A 15,951-nucleotide genomic window follows, 5' to 3' on the forward strand; every position below is an offset into this window, starting at 1 on the left:
ACACGTGTGGCCGCCGGTGACCGCCGCCATCGCGCGTTTTCGTGCCGAGCTGCGGGACGACACGTCCGCTGTCGCCACCTCGATGCCGAGGCTGACGTGGACTGTCGAGAGCACCGAGCCCGGCTGGGTTCAAGCCTTCGCGGAGTTGCGCAGCGATGGTCGCGACGTGCGGCTGGACGGCCCCGATAGCGTGCTCGTAGACTGGCCATTCAGGCCGCTCGCCGAACGCGAAATACGCCGTGTCGCTGTGCGCGCCACCTCCACGGAGGGGGCGAGCACGGACTGGAGCGAGAGCCTGCGGATCGAGGCCGCGTTCACCGATTCATGGCCCGGCGTGCCGATCGGCCTTGCGAACACGAGCGACGAAGCGCAGCCTGCCGTGTTGCGAACAACCTTCCTCGTCGATGCACCGGTGCGTCGTGCACGCCTGTTCTTCACCGCATTCGGCGTCGCCGACTTCGAACTCAACGGCCAACCGGTCGACGCGGGAATCCTCGCCCCCGGATGGACGGCTTACCTTGACCGACTCGTCCACGAAACCATCGACATCACCGCGCACATCCGTCCAGGCTCCAACGCGATCGGTGCGAGGCTCGCCGGCGCATGGTTCACGGAGAAGTATGGGTTCCACGGGCAGCAGAAGCGGATTTACGGCGAGCAACCCAGCTTGTCCGGCCACATCGAACTCGAGCTGGAGTCGGGCGCCGTCCAGATCGTCCCGACCGACGGGACATGGCGGGCCACGGGTGATGGACCGATTAGACGCAGCGGCATCTACGCCGGCGAGCATCACGATCTTCGTCGGACTGAGCCCGACTGGTCCCGCGCCGACTTCGACGACCACATGTGGAAGCCCGTCCGAGTCGGCGGCGCAGCATGCCCATCCCCGAAGCGCGCATTGCCCCGCCCGTCCGACGCCTCCAGGAACTTCCCGTCGCGAAAGTCACCACCTCGCCGTCCGGAAAGACGATCCTTGACTTCGGGCAGAATCTGGTGGGATGGCTGCGCCTCCGTGTGAATGGCGAAGCGGGCGCACACATAGTTTTGCGCCACGCCGAGGTTCTGGAAGACGGCGAACTCGCCACCCGACCCCTGCGGGCGGCCGAAGCCACCGACAGCGTGGTTCTCAACGGCGCCGGACCTGTCGTGTGGGAGCCGGTCTTCACATTTCACGGCTTCCGGTATGCCACTGTCGAAGGCTGGCCCGGAGCGTTCGACCCCGCGGCGGTGACGGCGGTGGTCGTGCACAGTGACCTCACTCGCACCGGCCGCTTCGCCTCATCGGACCCCTTGCTGAACCGGCTGCACGAGAACGTGGTCTGGGGCATGCGCGGCAATTTTCTCAGCATCCCGACTGACTGCCCACAGCGAGACGAGCGCCTCGGCTGGACTGGCGACGTCCAGGTGTTCGCTCCCACCGCGAGCTTCCTGTTCGATTCCGAGGCATTCCTCGCGTCATGGTTGCGTGACCTCGCCCGCGAGCAGGATCACCTCGACGGTGTCGTACCGGTCGTCGTTCCGGCAACGCTTGAGGGACCGTTCATTGGTGCCATCGCGGGTTGGGGCGACGCGGCCACCGTGGTCCCCTGGGTGCTCTACCAGCGGTACGGCGATTTCGGCCTATTGCGGGACCAATACGAAAGCATGCGGGCCTGGGTTGATGCCGTGCTGGACGAGAACGGTGACTCCGCTCTCTGGGCGGGTACGCTCCAGCTCGGCGATTGGCTCGACCCTTCCTCCCCGCCGGACCGCCCCGACAAGGCCAAGACTGACTCGGACGTCGTGGCCACTGCCTACCTGGCACGGTCCCTCCAAATCGTCGCGGATGCCGCGGCGGTCCTTGGCGAGAAGTTGGACGCGGCACACTACGCCGCCCTGGCCGAACGGTCACGCGCGGCGTTCCGCGACGAATACGTCACGCCGGCCGGACGCATGCTCTCCGACGCGCCGACCGCCTACGCGCTCGCGCTCCGCTTCGGTCTCGTGACCGATCCGACCGTACGCGCGAAGCTCGCGGATCGGCTCGCAATTCTCGTTCGCCGCGACGGGTATCGGATCGGTACCGGATTTCTCGGAACCCCGCTCGTTGCAGATGCACTTACCGACGGTGGTCATCTCGCTGCTGCGGGGCGGCTCCTCATGCAGACCGACTGCCCCTCGTGGTTGTACCCCGTCACGATGGGGGCGACTACCGTCTGGGAGCGATGGGACTCGATGCTCGAGGACGGGACCGTGAATCCAGGCGAAATGACGTCGTTCAATCACTATGCACTTGGCGCGGTTGCGGATTGGATGCATCGCACTATTGCCGGCCTCGCGCCCGCCGACCCGGGGTACCGACGACTACTCGTCGCGCCGCGTCCGATCGCAGGACTCGACTGGGCGGAGGCAAGTCATCGCACACCGTATGGGGATGCGCGAGTGTCGTGGAAGAGAACCGATGGATACATATCGGTGTCGGCGGTAGTGCCTGCTAATACCTCCGCGATCGTGTCACTGCCTGGGCAGTCCGAGTTCACGGTCGGCGCCGGGCGCCATAGCTTTACGTTCGACGCACCTCATCGAGCCGTGTTCGGGAAACTGTCGCTGGAGTCGTCTACCGCCGCGATCATTGACAACAGTGCCGCGTACGCGGCGGTGCTCGGCTCACTAACAAGAATCGACCCCGGCCGAGCTGATGCATTCAGAACTCAGACAGAGTGGCTCGAAGGCCGCAGCATCCGACAATCGCTATTGTTCGCACCGGCCGAGGTGTATGACGCCGTGGAAGAGGCACTTCGATCTGTCGAGGGAGAGTGATGCTCGGCCAGGGGGGTGACGGTCGGAAGCGCGCTCCTCCATCACACCGGCCGTTGTAGATACGAGCGCTGCTCGCGCCTGGGCACCATGTGCAGACCGAGAGTGCGATCGGTTTAGGGAGCGTGGAAGGAGAGCGTCTTTGCTGCGCGGTGCCGGTAGGCCTCGAGGCGGAACCCGGGCGCGACCGGGCGTCCTGGGCCCGGCTGCAAGGGGGTACGCGACAAAGGGAGGAGCAGACTCCCACGTCGTCGTTTGGCACTTATCAATCGTCGAGCCCGATGCCTTGACGTCGATTGGCACGGACTAATTCCTGCTCGATCCGTCCGCTTCAGAACATCGGAGCTGCGGACTGGCTATTGATGACCATTCGGCCACGGACATCACAGACCTAACCGGGGGGGGGGGGGGGGGGGGGGGGGGGGGGGGGGGGGGGGGGGGGGGGGGGGGGGGGGGGGGGGGGGGGGGGGGGGGGGGGGGGGGGGGGGGGGGGCATCGGCGCGACCGGGTGCCGTCGAATCCGCGTGCTGTTGAGGCCCGTGATTGGACTACGCCATCCCGTTCTCGAGATATCAGACGATGGGTGCGTACGACTGGTAGTTGCGGCGGGGTTCGTTCGCCGTGCGGATCCCGCGTGGTCTAGCCCGTCCGCCATGGCCTCCATCCCGACGGGTAGATGCCAAACTGTAGAAGTGCCAAGCGAGGATCAAGGGAAACGCGGTACGCGTGTCACGATCGTTGACGTGGCGCGCCATGCGGGCGTGTCGGTCGCCGCCGCGTCGAAGGTCCTTCGCAACGCATATGGGACAAGCGATTCGATGCACCATCGGGTCCGAGAGTCCATGCGGGAGCTGGGCTACAGGCCGCACCGGGCGGCCCGAGGTATGCGGGGCAGCACCTTCACGGTCGGCCTTATGTTGCCCGACATCGAGAACCCTTTCTTCGCTGTGCTCACGGCCGGGCTGATGCAGGTGCTCGAGCCGGCGGGGTATGAGCTTCTGATTGGCCCGGCCGGAGTGACTGTCGAATCCCAGAAGCGGGTGTTGGATGGGTTCGTCGACTACCAGATGGACGGTGCGGTACTGGTCGTGCCTCGCGCCGCGGACCCGCAGCTGGAGGAAGATGCCAGCGAGATCCCAACTGTCCTCATCGGACGCCACAGCGATAGTTCGCGGCTTGATTCCGTGGCCTCGGACGATGCGGATGGCGCCCGTCAGGTCGTGGAGTACCTCACACGACTAGGGCACCGATCAATTGCGATGGTCTCAAACCGGAAACTCGTTGTCGATGAGCATCTTCCTGAATCAGTTAGGCTCGAGGGCTTTCTGGCTGCGATGACCGCAGCGGGACTTAGTAGAAACCTGCGCGTCATCGATGGGCGCTGGAGTTTGGAGGGCGGCCGCGAATCAGCGCGCTCCCTGCTCGAGTTGCATCCGCGTCCAACCGCCGTCTTTGCGGGTGCCGACGTAACTGCGTTCGGGATCATGAGCGAGCTCGGGGACCGTCAAGTGTCTGTGCCTGAGTCCATGTCAGTGGTTGGTTACGACAACTCACCCATGTCGGCATTGGGGCTCGTGTCGCTGACAACTGTCGACCAGGCGGGCTTCGAGATGGGACGCGTTGCCGCGCAGCTGTTGTTGTCGCGGATTGCAGGGCGTAACAAATCCTCCCACCAACTGATCGTGCCGACGTTCCTCGCGCGTTCAACAACAGCTGTGGCTTGAGCACCCACTCGACTGATCGACTGATCGTTACCGATTCGAGGCCTAAACAGGTTGGACCTGCAACGTAGAACGTTATACGCTGTGCTTCACAGACACAGAAGGATGGTCAATGTCGACTCGTTCGCGCACTCCGCACGGAGCCGCACCACTGCGCAGGACGCGGGGAGTTGGTCGTTCGTTGTGGTGGCTGGTCCTGCCCGCTGCAATGACCTACGTAGTGGTCGTGATAGTGCCGTCGATTCAGGGAACCATCTTGTCCTTCACCGACTGGAGCGCGTTTAGCCTCCAGCGCACCTTTAATGGGCTGGACAATTACATCGCGATCTTCCGTGGCGATGCTGGCGGCGCGGTGCTGCAGACTCTGATCATCGCTCTCGCGACGATGCTGCTAATGAATGCGGCGGGGTTGCTTCTCGCCCTGGTGCTTGATGGAAAGATCTTCGGGCGACACGTTCTCCGCACTCTCATATTTGCGCCCGTGATCGTCTCTCCACTTGTGTGCGGCTTTCTGTTCAAGTACATTTTCGGACCGCCTGGGATCGGCGCGGTCAACGACATTCTCGTCGCCATCGGGCTCGGCAGTTTCCAACAGGTTTGGCTGGGCGATCCCCAGTTGGCCATCTGGGTGGTCATCCTCGTCGTGGTCTGGCAGTTCACCGGCAGCGCAATGGTGATATACCTCGCCGGACTGCAGGCCGTGCCTGCGGAAGTGCTCGAGGCTGCGGCCCTCGACGGCGCCGGAAGTGTGGCCAAATTCTGGTATGTGACTCGGGCCTACCTGGCTCCCGCGATCACGATCAACCTCATGCTTAGCCTCATCGGCGGGTTGAAGATCTTCGATCAGATTTACGCCACCACACAGGGTGGGCCAGCAGGGTCAACCGAGACTATTTCGACTCTGATTTACAAGCAATTCAGTATGTTGGGCGAGTACGGACAAGCCTCGGCTCTGGCCGTGTTGTTGGCGATTGCAGTGGCCATCTTCTCGAGCGTCCAGTTCCGCGTCCTTCGATCCCAGAAGGGGGCATGATGCGTTCATTCAGTCGTTCAATTCCTGGCCACTTGTTTGCCTACATCAGCGCGCTGATCTTCATATTCCCGGTATACATTCTGATAAATCTCGCTATCAGACCGACCACCGATCTTTCGTCTGCGCTGATCCCGACGAGCCATCCGACGGCGGCGAACTTCATCGAGGCATGGGAGCGCTCGTCACTCGGACCGGCGATCTTGAACAGTTTGATCGTCACCACCGTGTCCGGCTTCCTCGTAGTCATCTTCGCGACCATGGCCGCGTATCCACTGGCGCGGTCGACCGCACGCCTCTCGTCGGCAACGTTCTCCTTCTTTCTCGTTGGTCTGTTGCTTCCCTTTCAGGTGGCGCTTATCCCGCTGTACTTCACAATGCGTGATCTTGGGCTATTGGGGAGCATTGGCTCGCTAATCCTCTTTTACTCGGGGCTATTGATGCCATTCTCGATCTTTCTCATTGCGACGTTTTTGCGTTCGTTGGGAACCGAGTATGAGGAGGCCGCGAGAATCGACGGTTGCAGCGATTTTCGGGCGTTCGCGCATATCGTTGTGCCGTTGCTGCGTCCAGTTTTAGGAACTCTTGTGATCTTGAACGCCGTGACAACATGGAATGACTTCCTAACACCTCTGCTATACCTAACCGGATCGCAGGCAGCTACGATTCCAGTCGCGCTGTACCAGTTCGTCGGCCAATATACGACCCAGTGGCCCTTGGTTTTCGCTGGATTGGTCATCTCGATGGCTCCAATTCTGCTCCTCTACCTGGTATTTCAGCGCTATGTGATTCAAGGCTTCGCGGGCGGCCTTAAAGGCTAATGCGCTGAATACGACCAGTAATCGTCCACCGCTCGCCGAGCGGCGTACGGCACCAACACCCAATGCAATATCCGATCTCCAACGGAGGAATCATGATCAATAAGCCTCGATGGATTGCCGTCGCAGGTCTGGCACTGCCAGCGCTCCTTGTTGCTGGTTGTACGTCTCCCTCGCCGACGTCCACATCGGACTCGGAAATCTCCGGCAAACTCACCGTTCTGTACGACTCCAATTACAGGGATGCGCTGGAGACCCTGATCGAGGGTTTTGAGACCAAGTATCCAGACGTGGACGTTGAAGCCAGCTACGTCGGTACGGCAGATGTCATCAGCGTGGTACCCACTCAGGTGCAGGCGGGAACGGTTGCCGACGTGTTTCTGGCGCTCCCGGGACCTGCTGGCACAAATGTGATGAGTGTGGGAACGCTCGCTTCACAGAATCATCTGTTGGACCTCTCTAGTTCGTCCTGGGCGTCTGAGGTGCCGGAGACCTGGGCAAACGATGTCGCGCTGGATGGCAAGACCTTTGCCTATCCGACAGCCGTGCAGTCGCTCGCTGCGATTTATAACCAGACCAAGCTTGACGAGCTGACGCTGTCTGTGCCCGAGACTTGGGATGAGGTGATTCCGTTTTGCGAGGCTGCCGCAAAGGCGGGCGTATACGCGTACTCTCAGGCGCTTAACGACCCAGCTGGCCCTCAGATGATCGATCTCGCCCTCACAGCGACGCTCGTCTACGGTCCCGACCCGACGTTTACACAACAGCAGGTCGACGGAGAAGCCACGTTCGCCGACTCGCCTTGGCGTGACTCAGTGGAGAAGTACTCCGCGATGAACGATGCGGGCTGCTTTGGCCAAGGCTTCGCCGGGCGCACACGCGACCAGGGCTTTGCGGAGGTTGCCGCGGGGAACGCGCTCAGCGTGGTGGACGTAGGCCTCGCACTGCCGACCATCCAGGCGTCTGCACCCGAGAGTGCGTTCACTATCGCTGCTCTGCCCGCCACCAACGATGCGTCCGAGACGTATTACCCGGCCGCACCTGGCTACGTCTTCGTCGCGGCGTCAAAGGCAAAGAACCCCGCCGCTGCGCAAGCGTTCATCGATTTCATCGCCGAGCCCGAGAACATCAACGCGTTCGCCACCGCGCTCAGCGTCGTCCCAGCGATTCCCAACAGCAGTTTTCAAGCGCCCGCAGAATTGGCTGGATTCGGCGAAGCGATCGCGACTGGGCGATTCGTAGAGTTCCCGGGAAACGACTGGCCGAATCCGAATGTCCAAGTTGTCCACCAAGACGAGGTGGAGGCCCACCTCATCGGTCAGGCGACGATCGACGAAGTTCTCGACCGGATGGACGAGGCCTTCGCGGGTAAGTAACCGGTCCGGCCCGGAGGGCGCCTCGAGGCGCCCTCCGGGTAATCGGGGAACGTTAGAAACGGTACGGTGCATATGCTCACGCTGTCCCAGACAAGCTATTCAAAACCCGGGTACGGTGCCGTGGTCGACGCCTTCTGCGCCGGCGTTTCTAATCCGCTCCGAGGCGGTGCGGCTCTGTCAATCTGGCGGCACGGGGAAGAGGTCGTGTCGATCAGTGCGGGCATGGCCGACCATAGGACATTGACTACCTGGCAAGTTGACACGCCCAGTGTGATCTTCTCAATCTCCAAGGGACTCGGGGCAATCGTCATTGGACAGCTTGTCGACCAATCGTTGCTAGACCTCGACGAACCCATTGGCACGATTTGGCCCGAGTTCTCTCCGGGAGGCAAGGGGCTCATCGCTGTCGGCGATGTTCTTGCGCACCGCGCCGGGGTATCTGCGCCGGCCGAGAAGCCATCACTCGCCCTCGTCGCAGACAATAGGGTTTGGGCTCAACATATTGCCGCGCAGGAACCCCTATGGCCCCCCGGCTCCGGGCATGCGTACCATGCCCTCACCCTGGGACCAATCATGAACGAGCTCGTGTTTCGGGCGACTGGATCCTCCCTGAGGTCACTATTCCAGAGCCACGTCGCATCGCCACTCCGCTCAAACATCACGTTCCATCCCACGCGAGCGATCATTGACAGCGCGGCATATTTCGTGCCGCTGCCGGATTGGCACCTCGATGCGGACCCTTCGACCGATCCTCGAATACTTGCAAGTTCCAGCCTGAAGGGCCTTCTGCCCGCCAACCTCGTGAATTCGAACGATGGTTTCAACTTGAGAGAAGTGCGGTCCCTTGGACTGCTCGCGGCGGGCGCGATTGGAACCGCATCCGGCATCGCAAAGGTCTGGTCTTCGACTGTCGTTCAGACATCCGGGATCAGGACGCTGACCCCGAGCGCGGTTAGCAAGATGACTGCTCCCAGGAGTGAGGGCTCGTGGGCTCTGCGCCTTCCCTCGACAAAGCTGCAGCGATGGGGGGCCGGTGTCGAGTTGGTCTCAGAAGCAGCGCAGATGCTGAGTCCGTCGTCGTTTGGCCACGCGGGAGCGGGCGGACAACTTGGTTTTGCAGACCCTGAACTAGGTGTATCGGTGGCATACCTCCGCAACGAACTGACCGGTAACGATGTCACAGGCCAACTTCTGTCATCGATACGAGCTGTGTGCACCTGAGGTGGACTGTCGACAGCCCTAACTCATCCGGCACGTCCGAATACACGTCAATCATCCGAACGAACCGAATCTCACCCCGAGGACCAATTGACTACCACCGCTGCGCCGACCGATCTACGATTCGAGCATCGGACAGACGTCGGTTTAGTGCTCGGAATCGGCACTGCGTCACCGCGAATATCGTGGAAACTGAGCCGTGCACCTCGCAGATTCTCTCAGCGCGAATACGAGATCGAAGTCACGCGCGCTGAATATACTTCTAGTTACCGCGTTTCGTCGGCGGAACAGGTTCTCGTGCCTTGGCCCGGTCCGCCACTTCAGTCGCGCGAATCTGCAGTCGTTCGGGTTCGAGTGCGAGACTCAGAATGGACACCCTGGAGCGAAGCAGCCACTGTCGAAGCTGGACTTTTCAGCGAGGCCGATTGGCGGGCACGATTCATAAGTCCGGTTGAAGCCGGGGGGCTGGATGCGCCAGCTCCAATTGTCCACGGAACCCTGTGCGTGAAAGGCAAGGTTGCACGGGCTCGGCTGTACATTACTGCCCACGGGATTTACGTCGCCCACCTAAACGGACGCCGCGTCGGTGATCAGGAACTCGCCCCGGGATGGACGTCATATGACAAGAGGCTGCGATACCAGGCGTACGACGTGACCTCTCTAGTTCATGAAGGGGACAACCGGCTGGACATCTTGCTTGGGAATGGCTGGTTTCGAGGCCATTTGGGCTTCAACGGCAAGAAGTCACACTACGGTGATCGACTCGCGGTGCTTGCTCAGCTGGAGGTCACCACCACCGACGGTGAAATGCGGATATGTGCTTCTGACGCCACCTGGGCAGCGAGTGACTCCCATATCGTCCACGACGACCTTTATGACGGCCAGACAACTGACCTCACACAGACGTGCTCCACTGTCGCGCAGCATACCGTCGTAGAGATCATTGCTGGCGACCTGGGGCGGCTCGTTGCGGCAGAAGGGCCACCGGTCCGGCGAACCGCGGTCGTTCCGGCGACTAAGATTTGGACCTCGCCCAGCGGCCAAACCATCGTGGACTTTGGACAGAATCTGGTCGGGTGGGTTCGGGTTCAGACGCGGGGACGCACAACAGGCGGAGCAGTGCGCATCCGCCATGCCGAAGTTCTCGAGAACGGCGAACTTGGAACTAGACCTCTTCGCGGAGCCCGCGCTACGGATGTCTACATCATTCCCGATGGAGTTGAAGCCCTGACACTTGAACCGTCGTTGACGTTTCACGGGTTCCGTTACGCGGAGGTGAGCGGGCTGGCAGACATCGACGCTGGTGATGTTGTAGCAGTCGTTCTTGGGTCCGACCTGGTGCGAACAGGTTGGTTCGCCTCGTCGAGTCCGATGCTCAACCGCTTCCATGAGAACGTCGTTTGGAGCATGCGGGGAAACTTCATTGACATACCAATGGACTGCCCGCAACGGGACGAGCGATTGGGATGGACGGGGGATGTCCAGGTGTTCGCGCCCACCGCAGCCTTTCTGTACGATATCGCCGGATTCATGTCCTCTTGGCTTAGCGACCTCGCTATCGAGCAGTTGCCCGATGGCACAGTTCCCCATATCGTGCCTTATATCCCCACAACAGAGCCCATGCTCGTGCCTGCGGCCGCCTGGGGGGACGCGGCGACGATTGTTCCATGGCTCATCTACAAACGGTTTGGCGACCTTGCGATCCTCGAGCGCCAGTTCTCGAGCATGAAGGCGTGGGTCGACAAGATCGAGACGATCGCGGGATCAGAGCGCATCTGGGACGGTGGCTTTCAGTATGGTGATTGGCTGGATCCCACCGCGCCGCCTGACGATCCTTACCGTGCGAAAGCAAACCCGGCGGTCATTGCCACAGCATGCTTCGCGCACTCAGCGGGCATTCTTGCAGCCGCTGCCACACTTCTCGGGCTGACGAAGGAGGCCGAACAGTACTCCACCCTTACCCGCGATGTGTGCGACGCCTTCGCGAAGCATTTCATCCGACCAGGTGGACGCATGGACTCCGACTCTGCCACGGAATACGCTCTGCTAATCGCATGGGCCTTGGCGCCAGATGAAGAAAGCAGGGAAGGTGCTGGCCGGCGGCTTGCGGAGCTCGTGAAGGAAAGTGACTATCGCATAATTACTGGGTTCGTCGGAACGCCACTCATCTGCGACGCACTGACCGCCACCGGCAACGCCGACGTCGCGCACCGGCTCCTGTTTCAGACGGCGAATCCTTCATGGCTATATGCGGTGACGATGGGCGGGACAACCGTATGGGAACGCTGGGACAGCATGCTTCCCGACGGCACTATCAACCCGGGCGAGATGACTTCCTTCAACCACTACGCTTTAGGGGCTGTCGGTGATTGGATGCACGGGAGCGTGGCTGGCCTGAGAGCAGCTGACCGCGGCTATCGCCGGCTCCTTTTCAAGCCGATCCCGCCAAACCAACTCAAGTTTGCGGAAGCGCGCCATGTTACGCCATACGGGGAAGCGGCAGTCCGGTGGGAGCGTGCTTCGGGGGTGATCGCATTCACCATGACTGTTCCGGTCGGCGCCTCGGCGATTGTCGAGCTACCCGGGCAGTCGGGTGTGGAATTTGTCGGCCACGGCGTACATCACTGGGAGGTGCCAGACACTGAATCACCCAACGCGAGCGCAGCCGATGCCCAACCACCAGATGGCTGATCTGTGGAGAACGGAAGCGTGTTCGAACAATTGGTAACCGGTTGGTCGGCGCCCATATGGCATGCGGACTCGCCGCGAAGTACCTGCGTGAATGATTGTCGGTTACTCCATGATCGCCAGAGCGCAGATCTGATGGTGTCTGTTGTCGGCGACGGTGGAAAATGAGGCTATTGCGATGCCCCAGCAGCCATCGCAACCAGGGTGACTTCTGGAGGCTAGCAGGGTCGCGAAGAGGTTGGTTGGGGTTGGAACGCCGCGGGCGATTTGTGGCCGCCGGCTGAGCTCATTCTCGACGCGGGCGATTCCCGTGTGCTGTGGACGGACGTGTCCGTCGATTTCGGAAAGTACTGGCTGAGGACCGCATTCGTGTTTCTCGCCGGACACTCGCTGCCCGGCGGCGAGGCCGCGTCGCAGAGTTGATCCTGGTTCCGTCGCCTGGGTGATCTCGAGGTCGGGCCATCTCGGTGCCTCGGTCCCATGACCCCATCCGCCGCACGGGCGGTGGGAGCTCGTAAAGTGTCCTCACGAGTGCGTGGAGTAGTTCCGTCGACTTGTGCGCGCGCAGGTGAAGAAGCTTTACGAACCGGGGTCTGGCCTCGACGAGCGTGCCGATCGCGGAGCGGTTGTGCGGTCCGACGATGAGGTCCCCTTTCCAGTGACCGGCGGTCGATCTGTCGGTTGGGTCGAAGCAGCGGTCGTGGACGGAGCGCATCGGCCACTCGAACTGGCCCCTTCTGCGGACCTGACGGCTTGCCCGCGCCGGTGATGGCGCCAGGTGCGCAGTGGAGAGTTCCGGCCTGCGGATGATCCCTGATCCGGGGCGGTCGCTCTCCTGATAGCCCGTCTCCGTCGTCACCCGGGCGCTCGGATCGTGCGGATGGGCGAGTCTGAGCACCCGAGAGATCTGCTGCGGATTCCATCGCCTCTGAGCTTCGCGAGCACGAACACGCACCGCGTCGCATCCTTGGACAGCTTCAGCGAGCGACGGCGGCGCCGCCGCGTTGCTGCGGCAGCGTGCGCGTGGAACGGTCGGTGCTGGCCAGACTCCTGCAGGTTGCGCCGCAGTTCTCGGCTGATCGTCGACTGCGCCCGGCTGAGCGCCCACCCGATGGCGGTCGGGCCAATGCCCCGGTTGGCGAGGTCGGCGGTCTGCATGCGCTCAGTCTCGGACAAGAACCGAGGTGAGATCGTGCGGGCGGCGAGCGGATACAGCGGTGGCACGAACCTGACCGTGCCACCCTTCTGCCGCTCCGACCAACGGTTCTTCCAGCGATTACCTGACGACCGCGAAATCCCGAGCTTCTTGCATGCGCTGCGAGCGCACAAGCCCTGCCCGAGCAACTCCAAGAACTGCCGACGCTTGTCCGTCATCGGCCGGCGGCCCGGCCCCTTTTCGAATACGACGAAACGATACGCGAGACCCCCTTTCGAGCGGTCCTCGTTGCGATGGTCACTAGAACCAAACCGCCGCCAATGCGTCAAATTGACCCGTCGCCGACCAATATCCCGCAACCACGGTGCCTAATTTGCGCGAGAACCGCGCATGACCACGTCGTCATGGCTTGGGTAGTCCATTTCGCGGAAGTTTCGGGCGACCATGATTCGTCACGCGGTGGCGCGTCCGGTGTTATCTCCGCCAGCTCCGCCTCCGGTCGCAGATATCCGCGTGCGGAATACCACGAGAACCGCTGAAAGCCGAGTTGCTGTCCGAGGCGTTTGTCGACCACGGGATGGATGGCTGACCGCCACGTGATGTAACGGTGGCACCAGAAGACGATGCCCTGGGCGACAAGAGGGGCCGCGCCGACATCGGGCGCTCTGTCGTGGGAGGTATCCGTTAGACCGTCTCGCCAGGGATCAGCTCCAGGGCTGCAGGAGCAGCTTCCGGTCGAGTTGTCCCTGCACCAAGCGCCCTGAGGAGGCTGGCCGTGCCCCCCTCCGCCGCGGACGCCAAGTCGTACTCGATCGTCGTCAGGCGAGGCACCGAGATTCGCGACACGTTCGTGTGATCCATTCCGATGACCGCGAGGTCACCCGGCACCTCGAGTCCCTGATCTCGAGCCACCGACAGAAACGTCATCGCGACATCGTCGTTGTAGCAGGCGATTGCGAGTGGCAAGGGACCGAGCTCGTCGAGCCTAGCTACTGCTTCCTTGAGATCGAGCGCGACGTGCGCGACGCCGATTGGTTCAAGTCCATATACGCGGGCGACGTCTCGCACACCCTCTTCTCGGGCGAGTCCGTATGTATCCTGACGCTCGTCCCGAAGGTGCGCATAGGCGATGTGGCGATGACCAGCGTCGATGAGTGTGCGCGCCTGGAGTTGCCCGATCGCGCGGTTGTGGTCGACCTCCGTGACGCTTGGCGGGTCTATCGCCAACACTCCTCGCTTGTTGAGTACTTCGCGGTCCTCGTCGCTCAAGGGTGCGAGCGAGAAGACTGCGGCCGGGCTCATCCCGACGACAAGACGATCCAGCGACCGCGGCGATACGCCGGCCATGCGCAGCACGAGCGTATAGCCGTGGTCGGCGAGTGTCAGGGTCATCCGCTCGAACAGGTCCTGGAGATTGCTTCCGAACGTGGTGTGCGGGATGAGCGCCACCACGAAGTCGCTGGATCCGCGACGCAGAGTGCGACCGGCGATGGACGGCTCGTAATCGAGTTCCTGGGCCGCGTGCAGAACCTTCTGGGCCGTTTCGGTCGCGAACCGATGGGCATGGCCGTTGAGCACCTGACTGACAGTGGCTCGCGAAACGCCCGCGAGTCGCGCGACGTCCGCACTCGTCGCAACCATGCGTACCCCTCTCGATCTGACTAGTAACCGGACGAGCATATCAGGAGTTGACACGTGATAACTGGAACTGCTTCAATCGAATTGACACGTGACAATGCCGGAGCCGGCATCGTTCCGCCCTCGACAAAGGAGTCCTAACATGAGCGATCAATCGCCACCCGTCGTTCCCGCACCCGCCCTCGTAGCAGCCGATGCAGCGCTCGATATCCGTACTAATGAGCTGACACCGGCGGGTATCATCCGCACGAGAGTCAGCGCCCGATACATCTGGTTCCTGATCCTGGCAACTTTCGGCTCGTTCGCCGCTTTGGTTGCGCCGATTGGCATCTCGCTCGCGCTTCGGGTTCAGGAACTCGCGCCCGAGAATGTCGAAGTGCTCGGTTACGTCGTCGGTGCCGGAGCATTCGTTTCGGCGATCTCGACACCTCTGGTAGGTATGTGGAGCGACCGAACCCGCTCGCGCTTCGGCCGTCGACGCCCGTTCGCTATCGGCGGCGCGGTCCTCGGTGTGCTCGGACTCGCCTTCCTGGCATGGGCCCCGACTATCGCTCTCGTCATCGCAGGATGGATGATCACCCAGCTCGGCTGGAGCACCGTACTCGGCTCCCTACTCTTCTCGCAGGCTGATCGGCTGCCCGAGGAGCAGCGAGGCAAGGTCGCCGGTCTGAGCGGGATGGTGCAAATGATCGCGTCAGTCTTCGGCGTGGGCGTCGCCAGCGCGTTCATCGGCAGCAATTTCCTTGTGTTCCTCGTGCCCGGGTTCATCGGCCTGCTCATGGTCGGACTGTGGGTGTTGCTGGTGAAAGAGTCCAGCAGCCTCGAGATGGAGTTCGGACCGAGGCCCAGGGTCGGCACCGTGATCGCGAACCTCGTCTTTAACCCCCGGAGGTACTCGGACTTCGGCTGGAACTGGCTCGGCCGCCTGCTGTTCAACTTCGGCGTTACGTTCGCGACGACCTTCACGACGCTGTTCTTCGCCGCGCGCCTGTCCGAGGGCGGTCAGGTCGCCGACATCGGTGGGCTCATCGTCATCCTGTCCCTCCTCGGCGTCGTGGCCACCGCGGGCGGTGCATTCCTCGGCGGATTCCTCTCCGACAAGCTCAAGCGCCGCCGGATCTTCGTCCTTCTCGCCGGGTTCGGGTTCACCGCCGGCGCGATCGTGATGGCATTCGGCGGATCCAACGCGGTCCTCCTGTTCACCGGATCCCTCGTTACGAGCCTCGGCCTGGGCATCTTCTCGGCGGTCGACCAAGCGATTGTGCTCGACGTTCTCCCCGAGCGCGACACCGAGGCAGGACGATTCCTCGGCATAAACAACTACGCGACCTCGATTGCGCAGGCCCTCGCGCCGATAATCGCGGTCCCGCTGCTCCTGATCGGAGTCACCGGTGCCGACAAGAACTACGGTGTGCTCTTCCTTGTCGCATCGGCCTGCACCCTCGTCGGTGGCACGGTGATCATGGTGTTCGTCCGCGGATCCAAGTAGCCGATCGCGGCAGCGTTCCAT

Annotated in this window: 11 protein-coding genes; 9 read left to right on the forward strand and 2 right to left on the reverse strand. The window is 62.2% G+C overall.

The genetic code is table 11. The annotated features are described in order from the left end of the window. Positions 1–16 precede the first annotated feature (16 nt). The 8 genes from BM349_RS18990 to BM349_RS16900 all read left to right on the forward strand — a co-directional run bounded on the left by BM349_RS18990 (position 17) and on the right by BM349_RS16900 (position 11,650). A complete protein-coding gene (locus BM349_RS18990; protein ID WP_254773965.1) occupies positions 17–1,018 on the forward strand; it encodes an alpha-L-rhamnosidase N-terminal domain-containing protein in 1,002 nt (333 codons plus the stop codon). After that, complete coding sequence (locus BM349_RS16870; protein WP_254774013.1) at positions 994–2,799, forward strand: family 78 glycoside hydrolase catalytic domain; 1,806 nt, start codon at positions 994–996, stop codon at positions 2,797–2,799. The genes BM349_RS18990 and BM349_RS16870 overlap by 25 nt, the downstream gene beginning before the upstream one ends. Before the next feature lie 689 nt (positions 2,800–3,488). Further along, positions 3,489–4,520: a LacI family DNA-binding transcriptional regulator gene (locus BM349_RS16875; RefSeq protein WP_175525342.1), complete on the forward strand. Its 1,032-nt coding sequence runs from the start codon at positions 3,489–3,491 to the stop codon at positions 4,518–4,520. Positions 4,521–4,629: 109 nt separating this feature from the next. Continuing rightward, positions 4,630–5,550 (forward strand): carbohydrate ABC transporter permease, encoded by a 921-nt coding sequence (locus tag BM349_RS16880; protein WP_091708577.1) that lies wholly within the window; start codon positions 4,630–4,632, stop codon positions 5,548–5,550. Further along, positions 5,547–6,368: a carbohydrate ABC transporter permease gene (locus BM349_RS16885; RefSeq protein WP_217645687.1), complete on the forward strand. Its 822-nt coding sequence runs from the start codon at positions 5,547–5,549 to the stop codon at positions 6,366–6,368. Before BM349_RS16880 ends, BM349_RS16885 begins: the two co-directional genes overlap by 4 nt. Positions 6,369–6,460: 92 nt before the next feature. Then, the gene (locus tag BM349_RS16890) at positions 6,461–7,741 is read left to right on the forward strand and encodes an ABC transporter substrate-binding protein (RefSeq protein ID WP_175525343.1); all 1,281 of its coding nucleotides are present in this window, start codon (positions 6,461–6,463) and stop codon (positions 7,739–7,741) included. Positions 7,742–7,813: 72 nt separating this feature from the next. Beyond that, on the forward strand, positions 7,814–8,962 hold the full coding sequence (locus BM349_RS19110; protein ID WP_091708583.1) for a serine hydrolase domain-containing protein: 1,149 nt from the start codon (positions 7,814–7,816) through the stop codon (positions 8,960–8,962). A 501-nt stretch (positions 8,963–9,463) separates the two neighbouring features. Next, the gene (locus tag BM349_RS16900) at positions 9,464–11,650 is read left to right on the forward strand and encodes an alpha-L-rhamnosidase (protein WP_254773966.1); all 2,187 of its coding nucleotides are present in this window, start codon (positions 9,464–9,466) and stop codon (positions 11,648–11,650) included. A gap of 852 nt (positions 11,651–12,502) precedes the next feature. Here the strand turns inward: BM349_RS16900 and BM349_RS19065 are convergent. Beyond that, positions 12,503–13,021: a helix-turn-helix domain-containing protein gene (locus BM349_RS19065; RefSeq protein ID WP_091708587.1), complete on the reverse strand. Its 519-nt coding sequence runs from the start codon at positions 13,019–13,021 to the stop codon at positions 12,503–12,505. Positions 13,022–13,487: 466 nt separating this feature from the next. Continuing rightward, entirely contained in the window at positions 13,488–14,498 is a 1,011-nt protein-coding gene (locus BM349_RS16910; protein WP_139230958.1) for a LacI family DNA-binding transcriptional regulator, read from the reverse strand. Between the two features lie 85 nt (positions 14,499–14,583). Between BM349_RS16910 and BM349_RS16915 the strand changes: the two genes are divergently transcribed. Then, positions 14,584–15,930, forward strand: coding sequence for an MFS transporter (locus tag BM349_RS16915; protein WP_091708591.1), 1,347 nt, complete (start codon positions 14,584–14,586; stop codon positions 15,928–15,930). Positions 15,931–15,951 lie beyond the last annotated feature (21 nt).

It is taken from the genome of Microbacterium sp. cf046 (assembly GCF_900114345.1).
In the GTDB taxonomy this organism is placed as follows: domain Bacteria; phylum Actinomycetota; class Actinomycetes; order Actinomycetales; family Microbacteriaceae; genus Microbacterium.

Bases quoted from the DNA above. Each gene is read 5' to 3' on its own strand.
- BM349_RS16880 (WP_091708577.1), top strand. From the start codon at position 4,630: ATGTCGACTCGTTCGCGCACTCCGCACGGAGCCGCACCACTGCGCAGG.
- BM349_RS16885 (WP_217645687.1), top strand. From the start codon at position 5,547: ATGATGCGTTCATTCAGTCGTTCAATTCCTGGCCACTTGTTTGCCTAC.
- BM349_RS16890 (WP_175525343.1), top strand. From the start codon at position 6,461: ATGATCAATAAGCCTCGATGGATTGCCGTCGCAGGTCTGGCACTGCCA.
- BM349_RS19110 (WP_091708583.1), top strand. From the start codon at position 7,814: ATGCTCACGCTGTCCCAGACAAGCTATTCAAAACCCGGGTACGGTGCC.
- BM349_RS19065 (WP_091708587.1), bottom strand. From the start codon at position 13,021: ATGACGGACAAGCGTCGGCAGTTCTTGGAGTTGCTCGGGCAGGGCTTG.
- BM349_RS16915 (WP_091708591.1), top strand. From the start codon at position 14,584: ATGAGCGATCAATCGCCACCCGTCGTTCCCGCACCCGCCCTCGTAGCA.